The sequence below is a fragment of the Phycisphaerae bacterium genome, assembly GCA_024102815.1.
In the GTDB taxonomy this organism is placed as follows: Bacteria; Planctomycetota; Phycisphaerae; order UBA1845; family UBA1845; genus JAGFJJ01.
Genome location: JAGFJJ010000044.1, coordinates 1 through 18,664, shown reverse-complemented (window position 1 = coordinate 18,664; position 18,664 = coordinate 1). Strand labels below are relative to the sequence as shown.

Below are 18,664 nucleotides of genomic sequence, written 5' to 3'. Positions count from 1 at the left end.
ACCATCCGTAACCGACAATCGAAATCAGCACGGGGGAAAGGGGGCGGTGTGTCCCCGGCCCGCTCGCACGCCCGACCACAACGAATCAGCCCGTCTCATTCGACAACTCATGAAATATGGCGGTTAGGCCGGTCAGATGTGGCCGGTTCGGCGACTCCAGGAGCCAACGGCATCCGATTCTGGCGATTCTGCGATCAGCAATCGCGAGCGCCCTGGAGGCATTGATCGCAACGTTAGAAGGGCCGCCTAGTAATAGCGACGGCAGGCTAAACATGGTTTCAAATCGGTCAGCACACCACACGATTGCCGGGTATCACTACCAGTTCGATAAGTCGATCCTGGACATTCTACGCAGCCACCCGAATTCCCCGGTTGAGCTTGAAGCCGTCGAAGATGTTGACGTGGAAGGCGAGTGCATCCAGGTCAAGTACCATGCCACGCAGAAATACACGCGGTCCAAGATCAAGAAACCCCTCGTCGCGTTTCTTGAGCATTACCGGAAGACTGGCGGCGCGAAGCGCTACCGGCTTTACGCGCACTTTGACGACACAAGCAGTTTCGTAGACATCGACCTGTCGGGATTGAAGGCGATACTTGGTCACGACAGGACCAAGCTGAGGCTCTCCGACGCGAAGCTCAAGGCCTTCCTGACGGACCACTTCGAATGCGAACTCGCCGACGACCTCGACACGCAGCAGGCGGCAGTGCTGACCGAGCTGCAGCGTATCCTGAGCGCCTCGTCCAGCGATTGCATGCAATACTACTACAACAACGCCCTATGCGAAGTGTTCCGGCTCGCTCGTCAACCAACACTCAAAGGCCGGACCACGACACGCACCGCGTTCGTCAAAGTCATCGACCAAAAGAGTCAAGTCTTCGCCCGCTGGCTCGCCGAGTTGCGGGGCCAACGCGACTATGCCAAGGTGGTTCGCGAAGGGCTGAAAGCGACGGACGCACTGCGTTCCGCGAAGTCGCGTTTTGTGTTTCTGGCCGACAGCCTGCTGGAGCAGGCTTCGACTGGCGACATTGCCGCGCATTGCCGTACGCTGGCCGACCGCTTCTACGAGCTTGGCAAAGCGCTGCACGATGCCAAACCCATTACAGTTATCATCGAGCGACCGCGCGACGATATACTCAGCGTACAACGCGAGCTGCTGCGCAAGGGAATCTGCCTGAATACGGGCTATGAGGCGATTGAATTCCAACCTGACCTGTTCAACGAGCCTCCAATCATCAATCGTAACGCCAGCCGGGGCGGCAAGGCTGGTGACAAGGTAGCGAAGGCATCCTATCGCATCGGCGTAATCGGCGCCGATACGTACGCAACGCACCGAAGACAGATCGATCCGCCGGACAGCTTTATCATCTGCAGCCGCAACCTCCCGACGAATGTACAGCCGCCAGACGGCTGCCAGACGTTCATGATTGCGGATGTAAGTGACCTCATGGCCCTGTCGGCCATACTGGCGAAATAGAGGAGATCATGCCTACTTCGAACCTCAGCGATATCTGTAAGGTGATCAGTGTCTCACAGGACCTCATTCAGATCGAGGTGCTGGACGCAGGGGAGCTGAAGAAACAGTCGGGCCAGCGACTGACGATTGGGACGTATTTGAAAATAGCCGACGATGACGGACTGGCCGTGATTGCCGTCGTGCGGGCGTACCGGATCAAGGACCCCGCCCCAACTGACGCCCAAGCCAAGCCCGTTGCGCCCGTTTTTGTAATGGATGCGCAGCCGCTGGGATATCTGGACAAAAACGGCGCCTTCCAACGCGGTGGCCAAAATATTGCGATCCCGCCGACGCGCGTTGAAGTCGCTGACAGAGATACGCTTGCGGCGCTCTATTCCGCGACCGACTCCCCTAGCGCGCTTTGTATGGGCACTCTCTCGCAGGACCGGTCTATCGATGTGCCCATTAACGGGGATAACTTCTTCGGTAAGCACATCGCCGTCGTCGGGTCGACCGGCTCCGGCAAGTCATGCACAGTCGCAAAGGTCATTCAGGAGGGCCGCAAGCAGTCCGACGACCAGAAGGAGAAGAACTCGCTCAATAACTCTCACATCGTGATATTCGACTTGCACGGCGAATACGCCTCAGCGTTCCCGGACGCCCAGGTACTGGATGTTTCCAGTCTGAAAGTGCCGTACTGGCTCATGACTGCCGAGGAGCTGGAAGAGATCTTCATCGAGAGCCGCGAGCAAAACTCGCACAATCAAGTCTCGCAGTTTAGGCATGCAGTGCAGGACAACAAGCGCCGCCACAACCCGGACGTGCAGGTCTCGTACGATTCCGCTGTATACTTCAGCATCGAGGAAGTGTACAACTACGTTTGCAACATGAATGCTGAGGTCATCGGGCGTTTGGAGGGTGAAGACGTTCCCAAACTGGCCGACAAGACGCTAGTCACAGACCGGGGCAAGCACTACTTCGACCAACAGCATAGGTTCGTTCCGTCAAGCACCGCAGGCGCGACCAAAGCGACGAACGGACCGTTTTTCGGCGAGTTTAATCGCTTCGTACTCCGGCTTCGGACGACACTGGACAGCGAACGACTTTCATTCCTCTTCAGTCCGGAGAAGGACCCAGGCCAGCCATACAAAACCGAAGACATGGAAGCGCTGGTCGCCGAGATTGTCGGATATGGTGAGAAGAAGGGCAACGTGACGATCATCGACCTGCACGGTGTCCCATTTGAGGTGCACAGTCTGGTTGTCTCGCTCCTGAGTCGAATCATCTTTCAGGTCGGCTTTTGCCGAAAACGAACGCCGCCAAAGATAGCCAGGAAGAACGACGCGGCGGCCAACGAGATCGCCTTCTTGGTCGTGTACGAGGAAGCTCACAATTACGTCCCAAACAGCCCGCTCGTCCGTTTTCGCTCGGTGACCAAGTCTATCGAGCGGATTGCCAAGGAAGGCCGCAAGTACGGCGTGTCGCTGATGATCGTCAGCCAGCGGCCGTCGGAGATCTCCGAGACCGTGTTCTCCCAGTGCAACAGTTTCGTTGCCATGCGCCTCACAAACCCGGCCGATCAGAATTACGTCAGGCGGCTGCTGCCGGACGCGATCGGCGGACTCACCGACGCACTGCCAACGCTGGCGCAACGCGAGGCGCTGGTCCTCGGCGAATGTATTCAGGTACCGACGTTGCTGGAGGTTGCCGAGGTGACGGAGAGACCGCACTCACACGACATTCCGGTGTTGCAGGAGTGGCGCCAGGATTGGGCAGAGCTGCCGTTCGAGGCGGTGCTCAGTGGGATGAAGCGGCATTGACGTGGTATCGTCCACGGAGTGCGCCAGATTGAGGTGAGCATACAACATGGCAAAGCAATGGCTGCTGGTATCAGTTCGTGGGCCCGTTGAAGCGGTGCGGGCGGCGAAAGCGGGAGCGATGATTGCTGACGTAGAGTATCCAGCGTCGGCGCTGGGAACGCCGTATCCGCTGAACATTGCTGCGGTCCGGGCGCGGCTGAATCGCGCGAAACTGTCGAATGTCGCGGTGTCCACCAATATCGGAGAAGTCCAGGCTGTGCGGGCTTCCGCCTGCCAAGCGGCACTGGGCGTCGCCGTTGCGGGCGCCGACCTGATCAAGTTCGGTCTGGCGGAGCAGTCGCCGGAGGCGGCCGCGTACTTGGGCGGCAGCATCGTGCGGACGGTGCGTAAGCTTGTGGGAGCGCGGAAGAAGTGCTTCCCGGCCGTGTTCGTCGACGACGACATGTCTCGTTGGTTCAAGCCCTTCGAGCACGGCCCCGACTTGGTGACGGAGTGCGGCGCGGACGGCCTGCTCATCGACACATTCAACAAGCTTATCGGCAAGGGGTTGCTCGATTACTGCAGCCTCGACGACATCGGCAAACTGGTCGAGGCGTTGCGTCGACGAAAGAAGCAGGTCTGGGTGGCCGGTTCGATCTCGTTGGAACAACTACCGGGGATCTGGGCGACAGGCGTGGACGTAGTATGCGTGCGTGGAGCGGCTTGTGCCAAAAGCAGCCAGGGCGGGCGTTTCAGCGAGGTGGACAGCAAGATTGTGCGAAAACTGGTGGAGACGATTCCCTGATCGATGTTGCCGAGAGCCGAGAACGGTGCGTGCGGTGTGATTAGCCAATTCACCAACGGCGAAATTCGGTAGGAGGTTCCGGTGGCCCGGATCAAAGAGCTAGAGCCGCAGCAACTCCGCTCCGGCAAGGCGTTTCACCGCCATATGCAAGCGAATTGGAAGGCCCAGGCGCAGGGGGATGTCGCGATAGAGAAGGCGACGAAGATGCTGCGTGGCAAAGCGGGCCGCATGGACGTATTCGTAACCGTGGATGGCAGCGAAGTTCGGGCCATCGTATAGATCAAACACAGCGATTGGGACAAAATGAAGCCCAACGCCGTGCGGCGAAACGTGAAACGGCAGGCCCGGCAAGTGTGGCGATACATCGAGTCGGAGGAATCACTGACCGGGATCTGCCCGGGCATCGTCTTCCCCAAGCCGCCGAAGGACGCGCAACGACTCAGACGGATCGAGGAGCTGTTCGAGGAGGAGGGCATCTCGGTGGTCTGGGAGGATGAATCGGTGGAGGACCGTAAGGCCAGATGATCACCCCTGGCTGAGGAGACGGCGGGCGATTCGTTCTATCAACTGCCACGAATCTCCTGGATCGGACGCAGGAACTATGGACCAACGCAATGTGCAGAAACGGGGATCGCTGGGCTTTGAGGTTGATCTTGATGGCCGTATCGTGAGTAGCGCGGCGAACGTGGAGCGACTTCGCGTACTCTGGCTCGATCGCGGCATGATTGACGGGGACTTGCTCGGACCGGGTGATCCTGGCGATTTCGAGCACGGAGCCTGGCATGTCTCCTGTCATTTGGCTGGCGCCGGTGGCGTGCGACGCACGCTCGATGGGCGACTGCTGTGGCTGGAAATCTCGCATGACTCGCCGCGCGACCACTATTACGCAAGCGTCACCCATGATGACGGGACAGGACCGCGAACGCTCCCGCTGAACTCAGCGGAGGGCGGACTTCTCATCCGAGGCTCAACGCTGCTCGGGTTTGTCGAGGGCAGTTCAACGGGGAACATCTCAGCGGCGAGTGTGGTCGATTCCGATGTCGCCTTCAACAGCAATCCCCGCCAGGAGTATAACAGGCCCCCGGACGATCCAGAAGAAGGGGGAAAGGTCTGGGAGCATTGGTGTACGCTACGCGACATTCGCCCCTCGGCACCAATTGGTTCATCCGTTCTGGACGCCTATGTCGCTTTGTTGAGTGTGCTGGGAGACGTTTTTGCGGCGGTCGTCGCCCGTGGCCGCCGTGAGTATCACCATCCTGAACAGCTCGGTGCGATGGTCGTTGCGGGGTTGATTTCGCGTGAGTCCGCATTGATCGATGTAGCGCCGTTGCCAATCCCAGTCTCTTTTAGTAAGGGCTTTTCAATTGCGAATCCCCAGGTATCTCTTGCGTGCTGTACCAAGTTAGATTGGAGCGTTCCACCGCGATACTACATGTTCGGTCGCAGAATCGAGTCATGGGCGGACGGTTCGTTCGTTAGTGATACCTTCAATGCTCATCGGTGGCGCTGAGTTGGCCGGCACGGTGTTCGTACTCTTAGCACCTGTCATCTCGAACCTGGGAGATCAGTGATACCGACATGACGACAACAGGTAAGGCCGTGGGAGAGAATTCGAGTGTGTCAGTACTTGGAACTACCGGCGCTTACGCGCGAATACCGTCGGCCAATTGGCCGTGTCATGCGCATAGTACGCCCGTCGGCCATCGACCCCGTGGACCATGTGGAGGATTTCCGGATCTCGCCACGGCGGACCGAGGCACTCTACATACTCGCCTCCGGTGAGCGCATCGTCGTCACTGCGCGCCCATCGTGCCCGACTCCTGACGACGTCGACGGAGTGCTACTTCTTCGGGATGGTGAAGCGCCCCAGTGGCTCGCACATCGCTTAGCCGCCGAATCCGACGAACGAAACGCGAATCGGACGCTGGCGGAGGTTCGGCGCTCGATTGCCGAAGCATGGCAGGGAGCATTTCAGTATCGGTCCGAGCAGATCGATGCACGAGGCAATACGGTCCGGAAGGGGCTGCGACCACCGCAGCTCGGAGCGTTGTTCGCCATCGGCGCGCATTGGAGTCTGTACAACCGCCCGGCTACCATCGTAATGCCGACGGGAACCGGCAAAACTGAAACCATGCTCGCCACGCTTGTTGCGCTGACCTCCGGCCCCACTCTCATCGTCGTACCATCGAGGGCGCTGCGCGGCCAGACGGCGGTGAAGATCGTAACGCTGGGGCTGCTCCCGGAACTTGATCTGTTGCCCGTAGGATGCCCTCGCCCAGTCGTCGGAACCATTGAACGGCGGCCGCGATCCACTGAAGAACTTGCCTTTTTCAACGAGTGCAACGTGATAGTGGGCACGGTCCAGTCCCTCGCCCAAGGGACGGCAACTGCGCTGTGCCCAGAGATCGCTCAGATGATCGATACCCTGATGGTGGACGAAGCTCATCATATTGCAGCCGAGACGTGGAGAGTCTTTCGCGAGCAGTTTTCTGACCGACGCATCCTCCAATTCACCGCCACGCCATTTCGGCGCGATGGAAAGCTCGTCGACGGCGACGTCATCTATACGTATCCCCTTCGGCGAGCCCAGACGGATGGCTACTTCAAGCCGCTCACTTTCGAGCCAGTCTGCGAACTTGACCCTGAGGACTCTGATCGCGCCATCGCGGAAAGTGCCGTTGCCAGGCTGCGTGAGGACCTCGATCGCGGCCTCGATCACAAGGTCATGGCGCGCTGCGAGACCCAGGATCGTGCGCGGGAGGTGCATGGTATCTATGAGGAGATCGCGGCGGAGTTCGCGCCAACTTTGGTTCATTCGGGCATTCCGGATACAGAGGCCATCATTCAACGAGTTCGAAGCGGCGAGAGTCGGGTCGTTGTGTGCGTTGACATGCTGGGCGAGGGCTTCGACCTGCCAGAATTGAAAATCGCCGCCATTCACGACACACACAAGAGCATCGCCGTGCTGCTGCAGTTCGCAGGAAGGTTCACACGAGTATCGGGGAATGCCATCGGAGATGCTACGGCTATCGCCAACATCGCCAATCAGGATGTCTCGGCATCGCTGGAGCGCCTTTATAGCGAAGATGCGGATTGGAATCACCTGTTGAGTGAATTCAGCTCCCAGGCGGTTCGGGAGCATGCAGAGCTCGTCCAGTTTCTGCGCGAGTCGATTCGGCTTGATGATACGAACGATGCTGAACGGCTGTCGATTTCGAGCGCCTTACTGCGTCCAAAGTTCAGCGCTGCGGTCTACCGTTGCGCGTCGTTTCACCCAAGGCGATTTCACACAGCCGTTCCGCAAAGCAAACAGGTCGCCGCGGTCTGGCTCAACGAGTCAACGCAGACGCTGTTCTTTGTAACGCGCGCTGAACCCGCTGTGCCCTGGTCCCGCTCGAAGGAACTGATCGATCGACAGTGGGACTTATTCGTGCTGCATCATGATCCAACGCCAGGCCTGCTCTATCTTCATTCGAGTGACAAGACGTCACTTCACGAGAATCTGGCCAAGGCGGTTGGGGGACCGAACGCAAGCCTTGTTTACGGCGACCAAGTCTTCCGTGCTCTGGGTGAAATAGCCCGGTTGCGCTTCTTGAATGTTGGGGTCCGAAAGCATGGACGCAGGAACATCAGCTACGCCATGTACACCGGCGCGGATGTCGCATCCGCGCTCTCGGCTTCCCAGCGTGCCGGATCCATCAAGTCCAACCTCACCGGGGACGGGTTTCGAGATGGCGAGCGAATCTCGATCGGCTGTTCGTACAAGGGGCGCATTTGGTCCAAGGATCAGGGACCGATCAAGCGATTCGTGTCGTGGTGTCGAGTTCAGGGACGTCGGCTACTTGACGATTCCATCGACACGAATTCGATCATTGAGAACGTCATGATTCCAGATGAAGCCATGTCGTTCCCTGATAAGCAAGTCCTGTCGCTAGAATGGCCTCATGAGATTCTGTCGCATTCCGAAGACCGTGTCGTGATCCTCCAGGGTGACAACGAATTTCCGCTTTCCGTCGTCGAATTAAACCACGCTGACGTTGATCGCCTGAACAGCGTGCTCAGGTTTACGATCTCCTTCGATCAATACCGATCGACGTTCGGTCTGACCGTTGGAGGCGACGTTGGGTTCAGCATAGATCGTATAAGCGGACCGGAACTTCGGATCAGAATCGGTCGCATGGAACACCCTATCGAAGACTACTTCACGAATTACCCGCCGCTTGTCCTCTTTGTCGACCTGGCGGAGCTTGATGGGAATCTCCTGTACGAGATGGCTGGGGATCGTGAATTCACCATCCCAGCCGAGCGCTTCGAAGTGTGGGATTGGGCCGGAACGAATATCCAACAAGAGTCGTATTGGAAAGACGGCGCGGCTCGTCCCGATTCAATACAAGCCAAGGCAGCGGAGCATTACCGAGCAGGTTGCTTCTCCGTTGTGTTTGACGATGACTCCAGCGGCGAGGCCGCTGACCTTATTTGCATGACAGAAGACGACGAGCACATCCGTCTCGCGCTGGTTCACTGCAAGTTCACGACGTCTGACGAACCTGGACGACGCTTGAAGGACATAATCGAAGTCTGCTCTCAGGCCGTTCGATCCGGAAGATGGATCGGTCAATTCAAACGGCTTTGCAGGCACGTTGTGGATCGGGATCGGCGTCTGCGCCACGCCGGACGGCCGACCCGATTCATGGCTGGCGATCCACGAACGCTGAATTCGGTCTTACGTGCCAGTCGGTTTAAACAGGTGCGTGCAGAGATCGTGATTGTGCAGCCTGGACTCTCGCAGCAATCGTGCACACCGAGCCAAGCCACGGTCCTTGCAGCCGCACACAGCTTCCTCATGGAAACCGTAGCGACCCCGCTAGATATCGTGTGCAGCGCGTGAGCGCGGCAGGTGCGTTGTACCGCGCTCCCATGGAGGATCTAAACGAGGACTCCCGACCACGGGCGCTCTACGTCAAGATCGTCTGTCGTGGATCGTCGCACCCCTCCTGCAGGTGCCAGATTAGGCGTTTGAAGTGGTAGCGCTGGTGCTGCAGGCCGTTCGCAGCGGCCAGCACCTGGCCGCGTTCGATCGCAGCCCACGCGGCGGTCTCTTCGTTGCGACAAACATGTAGCCGGGCCGCGAGTTTGGTGGCAATCGTGCGGAGATTCCCTTCCATTCGCGACCAGTTGGCGTAGAGTTCGTCGAGCCAGGATGTCGCAGCGCGGTAATCCCCCAGATACGTGTGCGTCTCGCAGCAACGGATGAGGGCATCGTCAATGGCGTGCGAGTCGCCACTCGCCCTCGTAAGGGCTAGGCTCTCGTGGATGCGTTCGGCGGCGGCTGTCGAGCCGGCACTGCGCTTCACCATGCACACAGCCGACTCGCGCAGAATTCGGCTGCGGAGCATGCTCACGGCCGTCCGTTCTCTGCGGGCGAACCTACAGCTGTCGATGTACGTCAACGCCCGGCGATGACCTGCGATCGCCTGCGGGAAGAGGTTGCGGGCGTTATATGCCACGGCTATGACGTGATAGGCGCGCGCAGCCGTCCCATGATCACTAATGCTGTCCGCGTAGCGTGCGGCGTGCCGGACCAGCGTTTGGGCCCAGGCACGTCGGTTGTTCATGGAGATCAACGTGTGTTGCAGGGTGCCCCGAATTGGCGAAACTCCGTCGTTGAGCACGCTGGCCTTGGCTAGCAGCGTTTGCGAGAGGACGAAGCACTTTGACGTATAGGTTGGCAGGTAGTTGGCCTCCACCAGCACGTCATTCAGCGCCGCGAATCGGACGGCGGCCGAAAGCCCGGTCGACTTGATCGCCACAGCCCGGCTTGCCAGTTCGTCGGGATCAACGGACGCAACTGAAGGCTGGGCCACGCCCTCTCGCCGCCAACCCAGTTTGATGTCCAGTACAAGGCGGAACGGCATGAAGCCGGCGTGAAGCAGCCGGTGGCAGCGCCTACACAACACGAGCCCGTTAATGACCTGGGTGACACCCCCCGGGCATGCGGGAGGATGTGGTGGGCCTCGAGGCTGAGATGTGGACCGTCGCAGTACGGGTGCGTACAACGATGGCCCGCCTCGCTCTTCAGGGCTTCGAGCTTAGCGCCGTGGAACGCCCATGCGCGATCTCGTTCGCTTCGTGGGATGATCTTCTTGTCGAGGGCGCGTCGCATGCCTCTGGCATTCTACCATGATCGCGGCGTCTAGGATGGGTGTAGCGGAGCTCGTGCGCAACAGTGGACGTGTCCTCCAAATGCGAAATCGCCGGTGTCGGCGCCTTCGTTTGGATGTCCATTGGGAGAAGCTGCTCCATAGGTCTCGCAGCACGACCTGCTATTTAGCGTGCCAAGTCGGACGCCAGTGCCGAACTCATCTCCATGCTTCAGTTCCTCCTCAACGCGAGAGCCTCCGGTACTCCTCCCGAAACGCCAGCCGACCGCATCTCTTTCGCAGATCATTCAAGAGCCGGTGGTGGCACTTACCCAAGCGTTTCCCGCTCCCACACGGGCACGGCTGTCGGTTGGCCTTTCGCTTCTGAAGCGACGCCAACAGCACCATGCCCATGCACTGTCTATCCGTTCCCACGCCGAGCAATTTCTTGAGGTCCTTGATAATCCCCTTATTGCCATGGTCCAAGTCACCGAACGGCAGCCTGCCGTGTTGCTCAAAGTACGAGTATCCGTAGAGGTACGGTACAACGCACTTGTCCACGAACTCGATGACCGTTGGCGCCATTCCAACCATCATGCGAAGGCGGATCATCGACCCCAAACAAAGCGCATTCTCCGCTAGTTTGTGGAATGTCCGCGGAATACGCCCGCCTCGCTCCCACACGCGCGGCAACTTCCGGGGAAACGTTGCGGGGACCTCAATGCGGATCGCGTACGCGTCGGTTATCGCCTCTAAGCCGCATGGTTCAGCGGTGAACGCAATATCACCGGCGATCGCCACTCCCAGGCCGGCGTGCGGCGCCAGCGCGAGCCCGCGGTATTTCGCGAGCAGCGCGTCGACACCACATGCCCGGTACTGTTGCTCGAAGACCTCACGCACAGTCGGACCAGGGTTGCAGCTGCGACTTCACGTGAATTCGCGGTGCGGCGTCCACCGTGGCCGCCGTTGCCGCCGCGCCGAAACGAAACAGGTCGTCCTTATTGACCGAGAGATCAAAGCTCCGCCTGATAAATTGGGTGAGTTCGTCCGCACTTGCCGCGTCCGCGAGGCGTTCTATGTCATGACCGAGCCGCTTGTGCCACGTCCAGAAGTTCTGTTCGAGGCGCGGATCGGACTTCCACTTGTCCGCAAAATCCTCGTCCGGATTGACCGGGTTGGGGATTCTGGGTTCTTCGTTGCGAATTAAACTGGGCATCGCTGCGATGATCTCCCGCAAGGCCCCGAACAGATCAGTCTCACCGCGGTACGCCCGTCCGGCAAGCGTGGTGATGATGATCGAGATCGGCTTCAGGTCGCGTTGCCCATTGAACATTACATCGCGATGACGCTTGAGGAATTGGACCGCGCGCTGCAGTATCGTTTTGCACATATGCGCGGGTACGTCCTGAACGGACGCGTACGCGCCCTGCTTCACCAGATGAAGCGCGTGGCGCATCTCGGCCTGGCGCATCCGCTTTCCAAACCACTGCGCGAACCCTTCCGGGTTGCTCTGTGGCCAATCTGGGCTGACCACCGCGTAGTTGGGACGGGTGTTGTCCGTAATGGCGATGGCGCTTACCGCTTCATCCGGCGCGACGCCCGCCTTCAGCAGTGCCTCCTTAATGAACTCGTCGTTCGGGATCGCCGGAAGGATGTCCATGTGAAAACTGACTTTGTCGGCGTAGTCGAGCCGCCAGCAGCGTTTCTTCTCCCGCGGCGGCGCCTTCAGGTTTTTCGCTTTCGCGTACGCCTTCACGTCATCGCCAACCAACTCCTTCAGGGCCCGCTGCGTCACTTCGGACTTGCTCAGCATCAGCCAACAGACGAGATCAAGGTCATACTCGTCTCTTGCCAGCAATGCACGAATGACGGTTCCCAGCCGAAACGATCCCTGCGAAAACACAACTGGGTCCAGATTCGCCAAAGGTGAGCCCTCGCGATGAAACCATCGACCCAGCGCCTCGTACCGTTCGATTGCTAGGTCGTAATACGAAGGTGGAACATCGATCAGATCCACCAGGTGCTCGAGCACTCGATTTGTGATAGTCGCCTTGTACGTCATTGTTTCTCTCCCGGTGGAATCCGAATTGCCGGCACAAAGCCGCCGAGTTCATTGACTTGATCGTAGACCTGCCACGGGAGGTCGGTCTTCGGCATACGCACGCGGCCCAGCTCCACGCAAACCGAAACCGGCGCCGCCGGAAACACGTGCAGCATTGCATCCTGCCCGTGATGTTTCTTGATGCGATCCAAGAGCGGCCGCGCCAGTTGGCGGAAACGCTGTAACTGTTCGCGCGAACGCAGCAGATCATTGTTCGGCGCGGCGACCGCCACCCGCCAGATCGCGACATCGTCGCCGAGCACCTTCTGGATGCGCTCGTCGGAGACCGTCGCGCTCAGTGCCAGCACCAGCGCAGGTGTCCCGCTCTTTTCTGGCGGCGCCTCAACGATGAACTCAAGCGGGCTGTCGTCTTCCCATTGCCAACCCTTGGGCTCCTTCTTGAGTTGAAAGACGTCCACATCCGGCAGGTCGGTCATGAGCGACCCGAGCAGCATGAGCAGCGGTTGCGGCGCCAGCGCGAACACAGATAAATGTTCGATCGCACCCGCCGCCATCCGCTCGCGAATGCGACGGCCAAACATCGTAATCAACTGTTGCGCCTGCAGATCCCAGAACTTCGCCGCGTTGTCCCTGAGCGAACAGTTGTGCATCCCCAGCTCGATCGGCCGGTCCTCCGCCGGATACCGCGCTGGAAACAGGTGCTGTTCGGTCGCCTTCCGTGAGAGCGGCGAATCGTGGTCGCCGATGTTGGCGCCGTAGAACACGACATGCGATTTGTGGCTAGGATCGATGCCGGTCACGCGCTCGATGCGGGCTTCGTGCTCGGCTTTCATTTCCTGCAACAACGCGTCGGTGTAGCGGCCTCCGTCCTCCTTGTCATCGATCTTCTGATGACACTCGTGGCAAACGAGCATCAGGTTGGCGAGATCATTGAGCTCTTCTTCGGTGAGTTCGGCGCTGTGCCGCGGACCGCCGCCGCCGACCGCGTAGATGTGCGCCTTTTGTGCCGTATTGACCTGTTCGGCCGTCACCGACGACTTCCACAGCGGCTTGTTGCAGCCGCGGAATTCGCAGCGTCCGGCGGACTTGCCCCAAAGCATGCGCTGCACTGGATCAGGCACGTCTTTTCGTTTCAGTTCGTTGGGCATCTCTCAAGCCCTTCATTGGCGGCCCATGAATCGAAATACACGGCGTCACCGCTGACGTCCGTGCGATGCCTGCCCGTGGACCGTACGCGCGCACATTCCCTCCGTGAAACCTCACGGGCCGCAAGAACGCCGTCCAGCGCTCGTCGATCGCTCCTTCAAGGCCTCCACAAATCGCAGCGCCAGAATCACGGCTAGCGTCAGCTGCATCCACGTTGGCAGCGATCTCACCGCAGCGAGGAACATTCCCAATCCCTGGGTCACCCCCTTCAAGAACAACTCCAGGACATCTACAGGCAATCCAGTTGTCGTCATCAACAAGGCTCCTTCCATTCTCCGTCACGTTACCATCCGCAACACCGCCGGCTGCGCCGCAGCTCTCCAGGTCCATTGCGGCCACCATTCGAACCGTTCACACGACTCCGCATGCAAGCCGGACCGCGGCTCGCACCGTTCCGGTGTATCCGCCGAGATCGACCACAACGTGCCAATGCCCGGGGTACGGAGGCCGGAGCCGCACCGGCGTACGTCGGTAGTACCCACCTCGATACTGATAGGAGCGCCCTGCGCGGTACGCCGCAAATGCACCATCGTCCAGCAACTGGACATTGGCTCCATGATCCAGCGTGACTTCGATTACGTCCTCCGGGCTGCACCACCCGTCCCAGTGCAAGAAGTCCATCGTTCTATCCTCTGCAGTACCAAGGCTTTGCACGAATGCCGCAGGCCTCGTCGGCCAACAATGTACCGCGCCGCTCATCTTGGTTTACGCTTGACCGTGACACGCCAATCAAAATGGGCTTTTATCTGTCACGGTTTGACGTAAACTTGACTGTCGCAAGGATCCTCGACCGGCAGAACAGGGCATGACGCATGGCTGACGCGGGGCTTGAACTTTCCCAGGAGAATGACGGTGACCTCCTGGTTATGATTTCGTGGCAGCCCGATGACCCGGACACTGCCAATGCCGCGTTCGAAGAGTTCCACGCGCGCCACAGGCACTACCTGTTCAAGGTTTGCTACCGAGCCTATGGCGAGGAATTGGGCAGGTACGGGGTCCAAGACCTGGTTCAGGATACATTCTACCGAGCATTCACGAGCGCCCATACGTACGAGGCCCGCCCGGACGCGGATCCGCAGGCCCAAGTACGAGCGGCACGGGCCTGGCTGGGCACAATCGCTGGGAATCTCGTCAACGACGCGCGGAGGCGCCAGAAACGGCGAATACGCCTCGTTACCTGCGAAGAGGAGATGATTGCTGACTGCCCGGATCGCAACGAGCCGCACCGTGAACTCTCACCAGATGAACGAGCCGTCCAGGAAGGGCTGACCGAAGTCCTTGACGAACGGGAACGAGATGTGCTTACGACATACCTCGCTTACTACGATCCAGAAAGTCCGCATCAGTACCCGCCTGCAGGTGTGATCCCCGAACTGTGCGAGCGGTATCGAACCACCGAAGAAAACATCCGCCAGATCAGGCGCCGCGCTCGCCGGAAGCTCAAGCAGTTCGTCGAAGACGCCAGGCGTAATTTGGAAAGGATCGATGGCCATGTCGCGAGCTAAGGACAACAACAGCCAGCCCTCGTCGATCGATGACACGGCGTTCGATGCGCTCGTGTATCGCGTCCTTTCGGCAACGGGCCGCATTGTGCCGCGCACCGAGGAGGAGGTTGCCCAAGTCGAAGCCGAAATCGATGAATGGGACGTCGAACTCCCCGAAGGGCTTTCGCGACCTCCAACGGGCCCGTCACCGGTCGACGACGCCGATGCTGAGCCAGTGCTTGAAAAGCCATTCTTGACAACCAGCGAGAACTTGGCTCGAGCTGCTCGATGTGGTGCGGAAATCCCTCCCGAAATCCAACAGCGAATGGAGGCAGACAGGCAAAGAGCTGAAAGCGAGGCCGACGGCAATGGCTGATCAGCCTACAACCGCTGACAGTCGCCTCACCGAAATTGCCGAATTGGCCGAGGCGATCGCCGAGGAATCCTTTCCCGACGTTGCCATTGACCCAACCGTTCTCATTCGCCGGAAGAAGATCACGCTCAGCCGCGGTCAATATGGTGACTCTTTCGACGGAATGCTGGAACATCGCGGGGGGCGTTTCCACATTTACTGCAACATCGCCGGAAATCGCAATCCAGCACGCATTCGCTTTACGCTTTCGCACGAGCTTGGCCATTACTTCATAGATGACCATCGCCAAGCGCTTGAAGCCGGCCAACCTCCGCATCCGTCCCTGAGCGAATACCAATCAGATAATCCCGTCGAGCGCGAAGCTGATCACTTCGCCTCCAATCTTCTGATGCCCAGCTCACGTTTTCTTCGGCTGGCCCGCAAGTCAATGCCGGGCGCGCCCGCCATTCTGGCCCTCGCAGATACCTTCGAGACATCCCGAACCAGTACGGCCATTCGATACGTGCAGTTGGATGCATCGATTTGCGCACTCGTGCGCTGGAAACCGGATGGCACCGCAACCCGCTGGTTCTCACCCAGCGCCTACCGCATAGGCTTTCGCAAGATCCATACGACCGCAAATCACGTTCCGCCAGATTCGGCGACAGGCAAAGTACTGCAAAGCCTTGATCCCGCGCCGGCGACCCATTTTGAAGGCACTACGGTCGCAAGCCAGTGGTTCCCGTTTATCCGCCAGGGTTCCAGTCAGGATGTTTTAGCCAAGGAGCATGCCATCCCGCTGGGTGAGTTTGGAGCACTGACGATCGTTCTTCCCGACGCCAAGGACCCCAGTTGCCACCCGATGCGATGGTCGTAGGTATCTGTCACACGTGACAGGGCCGCACCCTGGACACTCTCTCCCGCCATGTCCAGTCAACGCAGCTCAGCGCCGTCTCGTATTGGACGAGTTGTCAGGCTCTGGCATTTGAGGTGATAAGGGCGAGTAGTGCTATCGCGGCACGCGTTTGAGGCGGAATAATTGGCCAAGCATTAATTACGATGCTGAGCTCGGGATCAGTCGCTCCAATGTGCGCAAGCGTCGCCCCAAGACGCTTTCGCGGATCGTCGTAGAACCTGAAGTAGCATTGGTTTACAGCATCTATGATTCGGATGTGTAAACCGCAGGCTGCGGCGGGTCCGATTGGGGGCGGCTACGCCGCCGCGACGGCCCGATCGTACATCTAGGGGCGGTGAACCTGTTCCCACCGGAAGTCGTGCGACGGGCTCTTGCGAGCTACAACGACGTCCAGCTTGGGAATTCGGTGCTCGGCGCGCAAACACTTGTGATGAAAGCACTTACATCGCGTTTTTCGGCCAAAAACGAGGGTTACAACTGAGTCGCAAGTCACTGAGAACTCGATAACAAGTCACTGCCAAGTGACGACTGACCAACTCAGTGACCAACTCCACAGGGGGCACACGACCCGAAAATCGTCCAAACATGGGAGACGCCCACCCAACCCCTAGCTACGTTACGCAACGGAGTGGATGATTCGCTTTGGCGTTGTGCCCAGCTTCGGAAGACCAGTACTTCCGCTTGCTCGATGCGTACTACCGCGCCCGGGGGGCGTTGCCGTGTCGGATGACGATGAGACGGTGTGCGGAGAAGTACTGGCGGATGGACTCGGGCAGCGCTTGCCGCAATCGAGAGGCGTCGCGCCAGCGGCTGATGCGCTCGTCGCGTTTCTGCCGATCGAGTCGCAAGAGGAGGGTCTGCACGCTGGCGCGTAGCTCCTCGCGCGGCGGCCCGAAGTAGGCCTCCCAGTGGTGCAGTTGGTTGCAGACGTGGAGCCGACTGGCGACGATTTCGGCGGTGTTCTGGCGCCAGACCTCGTACCGGCTGCGCAGTTCCGTAATGACGTCGTCGAGCGCCAGGTTGGCCGTCTGCCGGCGGTCGGCAATCAGCCGCGCGGCCGGGTCCCCAGATGGAACCGGTACGTACCCCGCAGCGACAATCGCGTTGATGCCGTGGTCGGGCAAACGGCGCTGCCCCGATGCTGGAGTTACGGAAGAGGAACGGAAGCATCATGGCCGTCGGATATGGATGGTTGGAGCGTGCCGAGTTCGATCCCTCGGAGGGTATAACGCTCTTGATCGTCAGTCAGAAGGTTCGAATCAAAGGGCGAAACCTCAATAGCGAAGTTCATCCATCCGTCCGTCTCTTCGAAGGAGCACTCCCCATCGTGTGTCGTGGTTACGCGAAGCCGACGGACCAACGAGCATGTCAGGCCGGCGACCGGGATACAGTGATCGAGAGCGTTGCGTGGTGACGCACGTCAACGGACATCCTGTCCCATCTCATTCATGGATCTTCGTGGCTTTTGCCGAACGTTGATTCTATCGCGAGGAGGGAGTCTATATCAACTAACGGCTTGATCTCGGTGGTGGTCACAGCAATCGGCCTCTCTGGACCTTAAGCAAGAGGAAGGAGCGGCAATGTCGCGTTCGACTGCGGCCTTGCGCGCTGCGTCCACGCGATCCCAGAAAAGCCGCATCGCTTCAGTCCGTTCGGCAGGATCGTCGATTCTGCGCAGCAGGTCACGATCCTCGATTCTCCAACCCTCAAATGTGACTTTGCGACCATCTGTTGGGTCCACGTAGTCACCAGTATACCGTCTTGGCGGACCGCTTCTGGGTTCAAACTGCATTTCCACGAGTCCACTCGCTGTGCCATCTGTGTCCGAGCGCGAGTAGCGGTACATGTATCCCACACAAGGCCAGCCGAGCGTATGCAATTCGGTTGTATACCTGCCCATCGCCCCAGCCTCGGAATCATCTTCGCCGGAGATAATAACACTTTGACCGTCCGGTTGGATTCTTGTGATCCCGGTGCCAATCACTTTATCATCCTTCACCATCCGATCTATCCATGAGCCTTCAACGTAGTACCTCCCGAGGATGAGCTGGCGAACTGGACGCCAATTGAGAAACCAGCCATCAAAGACGCCCCTCAAGAATTCACTCGTTCCCACGATGATCACGCCGGCGACAATTACAAGGACGGGGGCCGACACTCCCGGCTTAATGAGCAGCTCATTCGTGACGTGTGCTATGACTACGCCGACGCCGACACCAACAGCCGCAACGTACCTATTCGCTCTATCGAGGCGATGTCTCATCGGCTTGTCCAGTGCTCGGTCGTCCGGGTCGGTGCTTCATTATTGATCTTTGATTCGACAAATAAATGTCTCACAGTCTGAGGTTCGCATGATGGAAGAACGAGCGCAGCAGACTCTGGCTCTTGCCGGCTTGGTCGAGGGAGTCGATGACTTCCTCGGCCAGGGCGCCGGCATCGTCCGGAA

18 protein-coding genes are annotated in these 18,664 nt (G+C 59.1%); 10 read left to right on the top strand and 8 right to left on the bottom strand.

What is annotated here, in order from left to right; genetic code table 11:
* Nucleotides 1-272: 272 nt before the first annotated feature.
* The 7 genes from J5J06_09605 to J5J06_09575 all read left to right on the top strand — a co-directional run bounded on the left by J5J06_09605 (nucleotide 273) and on the right by J5J06_09575 (nucleotide 8,946).
* Nucleotides 273-1,475, top strand: coding sequence for a hypothetical protein (locus tag J5J06_09605; protein MCO6437328.1), 1,203 nt, complete (start codon nucleotides 273-275; stop codon nucleotides 1,473-1,475).
* An 8-nt stretch (nucleotides 1,476-1,483) separates the two neighbouring features.
* Nucleotides 1,484-3,274 (top strand): DUF87 domain-containing protein, encoded by a 1,791-nt coding sequence (locus J5J06_09600; protein ID MCO6437327.1) that lies wholly within the window; start codon nucleotides 1,484-1,486, stop codon nucleotides 3,272-3,274.
* A 46-nt stretch (nucleotides 3,275-3,320) separates the two neighbouring features.
* Complete coding sequence (locus J5J06_09595; protein MCO6437326.1) at nucleotides 3,321-4,058, top strand: hypothetical protein; 738 nt, start codon at nucleotides 3,321-3,323, stop codon at nucleotides 4,056-4,058.
* An 81-nt stretch (nucleotides 4,059-4,139) separates the two neighbouring features.
* On the top strand, nucleotides 4,140-4,337 hold the full coding sequence (locus J5J06_09590) for a hypothetical protein (GenBank protein ID MCO6437325.1): 198 nt from the start codon (nucleotides 4,140-4,142) through the stop codon (nucleotides 4,335-4,337).
* A gap of 24 nt (nucleotides 4,338-4,361) precedes the next feature.
* Complete coding sequence (locus tag J5J06_09585) at nucleotides 4,362-4,583, top strand: hypothetical protein (protein MCO6437324.1); 222 nt, start codon at nucleotides 4,362-4,364, stop codon at nucleotides 4,581-4,583.
* Nucleotides 4,584-4,659: 76 nt separating this feature from the next.
* Complete coding sequence (locus J5J06_09580) at nucleotides 4,660-5,568, top strand: hypothetical protein (GenBank protein MCO6437323.1); 909 nt, start codon at nucleotides 4,660-4,662, stop codon at nucleotides 5,566-5,568.
* 168 nt (nucleotides 5,569-5,736) lie between these two features.
* Entirely contained in the window at nucleotides 5,737-8,946 is a 3,210-nt protein-coding gene (locus J5J06_09575; GenBank protein MCO6437322.1) for a DEAD/DEAH box helicase family protein, read from the top strand.
* Nucleotides 8,947-9,013: 67 nt separating this feature from the next.
* Here the strand turns inward: J5J06_09575 and J5J06_09570 are convergent, their stop codons facing one another.
* From J5J06_09570 to J5J06_09545, 6 genes are all read right to left on the bottom strand, one after another.
* Nucleotides 9,014-9,973: a hypothetical protein gene (locus J5J06_09570; GenBank protein ID MCO6437321.1), complete on the bottom strand. Its 960-nt coding sequence runs from the start codon at nucleotides 9,971-9,973 to the stop codon at nucleotides 9,014-9,016.
* 468 nt (nucleotides 9,974-10,441) lie between these two features.
* A complete protein-coding gene (locus J5J06_09565) occupies nucleotides 10,442-11,098 on the bottom strand; it encodes an SEC-C domain-containing protein (protein MCO6437320.1) in 657 nt (218 codons plus the stop codon).
* Nucleotides 11,091-11,954, bottom strand: coding sequence for a hypothetical protein (locus tag J5J06_09560; protein ID MCO6437319.1), 864 nt, complete (start codon nucleotides 11,952-11,954; stop codon nucleotides 11,091-11,093). The genes J5J06_09565 and J5J06_09560 overlap by 8 nt, the downstream gene beginning before the upstream one ends.
* 302 nt (nucleotides 11,955-12,256) lie before the next feature.
* Entirely contained in the window at nucleotides 12,257-13,408 is a 1,152-nt protein-coding gene (locus J5J06_09555; GenBank protein ID MCO6437318.1) for an SAVED domain-containing protein, read from the bottom strand.
* A 111-nt stretch (nucleotides 13,409-13,519) separates the two neighbouring features.
* Nucleotides 13,520-13,720: a hypothetical protein gene (locus J5J06_09550; protein ID MCO6437317.1), complete on the bottom strand. Its 201-nt coding sequence runs from the start codon at nucleotides 13,718-13,720 to the stop codon at nucleotides 13,520-13,522.
* Between the two features lie 97 nt (nucleotides 13,721-13,817).
* On the bottom strand, nucleotides 13,818-14,087 hold the full coding sequence (locus J5J06_09545; protein MCO6437316.1) for a DUF1883 domain-containing protein: 270 nt from the start codon (nucleotides 14,085-14,087) through the stop codon (nucleotides 13,818-13,820).
* 191 nt (nucleotides 14,088-14,278) lie between these two features.
* On the opposite strand from J5J06_09545, the gene J5J06_09540 reads away from it, so the two are divergent.
* The 3 genes from J5J06_09540 (at nucleotide 14,279) to J5J06_09530 (ending at nucleotide 16,179) form a co-directional block, all read left to right on the top strand.
* Complete coding sequence (locus tag J5J06_09540; GenBank protein ID MCO6437315.1) at nucleotides 14,279-14,971, top strand: sigma-70 family RNA polymerase sigma factor; 693 nt, start codon at nucleotides 14,279-14,281, stop codon at nucleotides 14,969-14,971.
* Nucleotides 14,958-15,326, top strand: a complete 369-nt coding sequence (locus tag J5J06_09535) for a hypothetical protein (protein ID MCO6437314.1) — start codon at nucleotides 14,958-14,960, stop codon at nucleotides 15,324-15,326. Before J5J06_09540 ends, J5J06_09535 begins: the two co-directional genes overlap by 14 nt.
* Before the next feature lie 160 nt (nucleotides 15,327-15,486).
* A complete protein-coding gene (locus tag J5J06_09530; protein MCO6437313.1) occupies nucleotides 15,487-16,179 on the top strand; it encodes an ImmA/IrrE family metallo-endopeptidase in 693 nt (230 codons plus the stop codon).
* Nucleotides 16,180-16,913: 734 nt separating this feature from the next.
* Here the strand turns inward: J5J06_09530 and J5J06_09525 are convergent.
* Nucleotides 16,914-17,342, bottom strand: coding sequence for a hypothetical protein (locus tag J5J06_09525; protein ID MCO6437312.1), 429 nt, complete (start codon nucleotides 17,340-17,342; stop codon nucleotides 16,914-16,916).
* Between the two features lie 380 nt (nucleotides 17,343-17,722).
* Nucleotides 17,723-18,220, bottom strand: a complete 498-nt coding sequence (locus J5J06_09520; GenBank protein MCO6437311.1) for a hypothetical protein — start codon at nucleotides 18,218-18,220, stop codon at nucleotides 17,723-17,725.
* Between the last annotated feature and the right edge of the window lie 444 nt (nucleotides 18,221-18,664).

Excerpts from the sequence above, each read along its gene's own strand:
- J5J06_09535 (MCO6437314.1), top strand. The coding sequence starts at position 14,958 with ATGTCGCGAGCTAAGGACAACAACAGCCAGCCCTCGTCGATCGATGAC.
- J5J06_09540 (MCO6437315.1), top strand. The coding sequence starts at position 14,279 with ATGGCTGACGCGGGGCTTGAACTTTCCCAGGAGAATGACGGTGACCTC.
- J5J06_09595 (MCO6437326.1), top strand. The coding sequence starts at position 3,321 with ATGGCAAAGCAATGGCTGCTGGTATCAGTTCGTGGGCCCGTTGAAGCG.
- J5J06_09600 (MCO6437327.1), top strand. The coding sequence starts at position 1,484 with ATGCCTACTTCGAACCTCAGCGATATCTGTAAGGTGATCAGTGTCTCA.
- J5J06_09550 (MCO6437317.1), bottom strand. The coding sequence starts at position 13,720 with ATGACGACAACTGGATTGCCTGTAGATGTCCTGGAGTTGTTCTTGAAG.
- J5J06_09520 (MCO6437311.1), bottom strand. The coding sequence starts at position 18,220 with ATGGTGAAGGATGATAAAGTGATTGGCACCGGGATCACAAGAATCCAA.
- J5J06_09555 (MCO6437318.1), bottom strand. The coding sequence starts at position 13,408 with ATGCCCAACGAACTGAAACGAAAAGACGTGCCTGATCCAGTGCAGCGC.
- J5J06_09605 (MCO6437328.1), top strand. The coding sequence starts at position 273 with ATGGTTTCAAATCGGTCAGCACACCACACGATTGCCGGGTATCACTAC.
- J5J06_09575 (MCO6437322.1), top strand. The coding sequence starts at position 5,737 with ATGCGCATAGTACGCCCGTCGGCCATCGACCCCGTGGACCATGTGGAG.
- J5J06_09570 (MCO6437321.1), bottom strand. The coding sequence starts at position 9,973 with ATGCCGTTCCGCCTTGTACTGGACATCAAACTGGGTTGGCGGCGAGAG.
- J5J06_09580 (MCO6437323.1), top strand. The coding sequence starts at position 4,660 with ATGGACCAACGCAATGTGCAGAAACGGGGATCGCTGGGCTTTGAGGTT.
- J5J06_09530 (MCO6437313.1), top strand. The coding sequence starts at position 15,487 with ATGCTGGAACATCGCGGGGGGCGTTTCCACATTTACTGCAACATCGCC.
- J5J06_09585 (MCO6437324.1), top strand. The coding sequence starts at position 4,362 with ATGAAGCCCAACGCCGTGCGGCGAAACGTGAAACGGCAGGCCCGGCAA.
- J5J06_09545 (MCO6437316.1), bottom strand. The coding sequence starts at position 14,087 with ATGGACTTCTTGCACTGGGACGGGTGGTGCAGCCCGGAGGACGTAATC.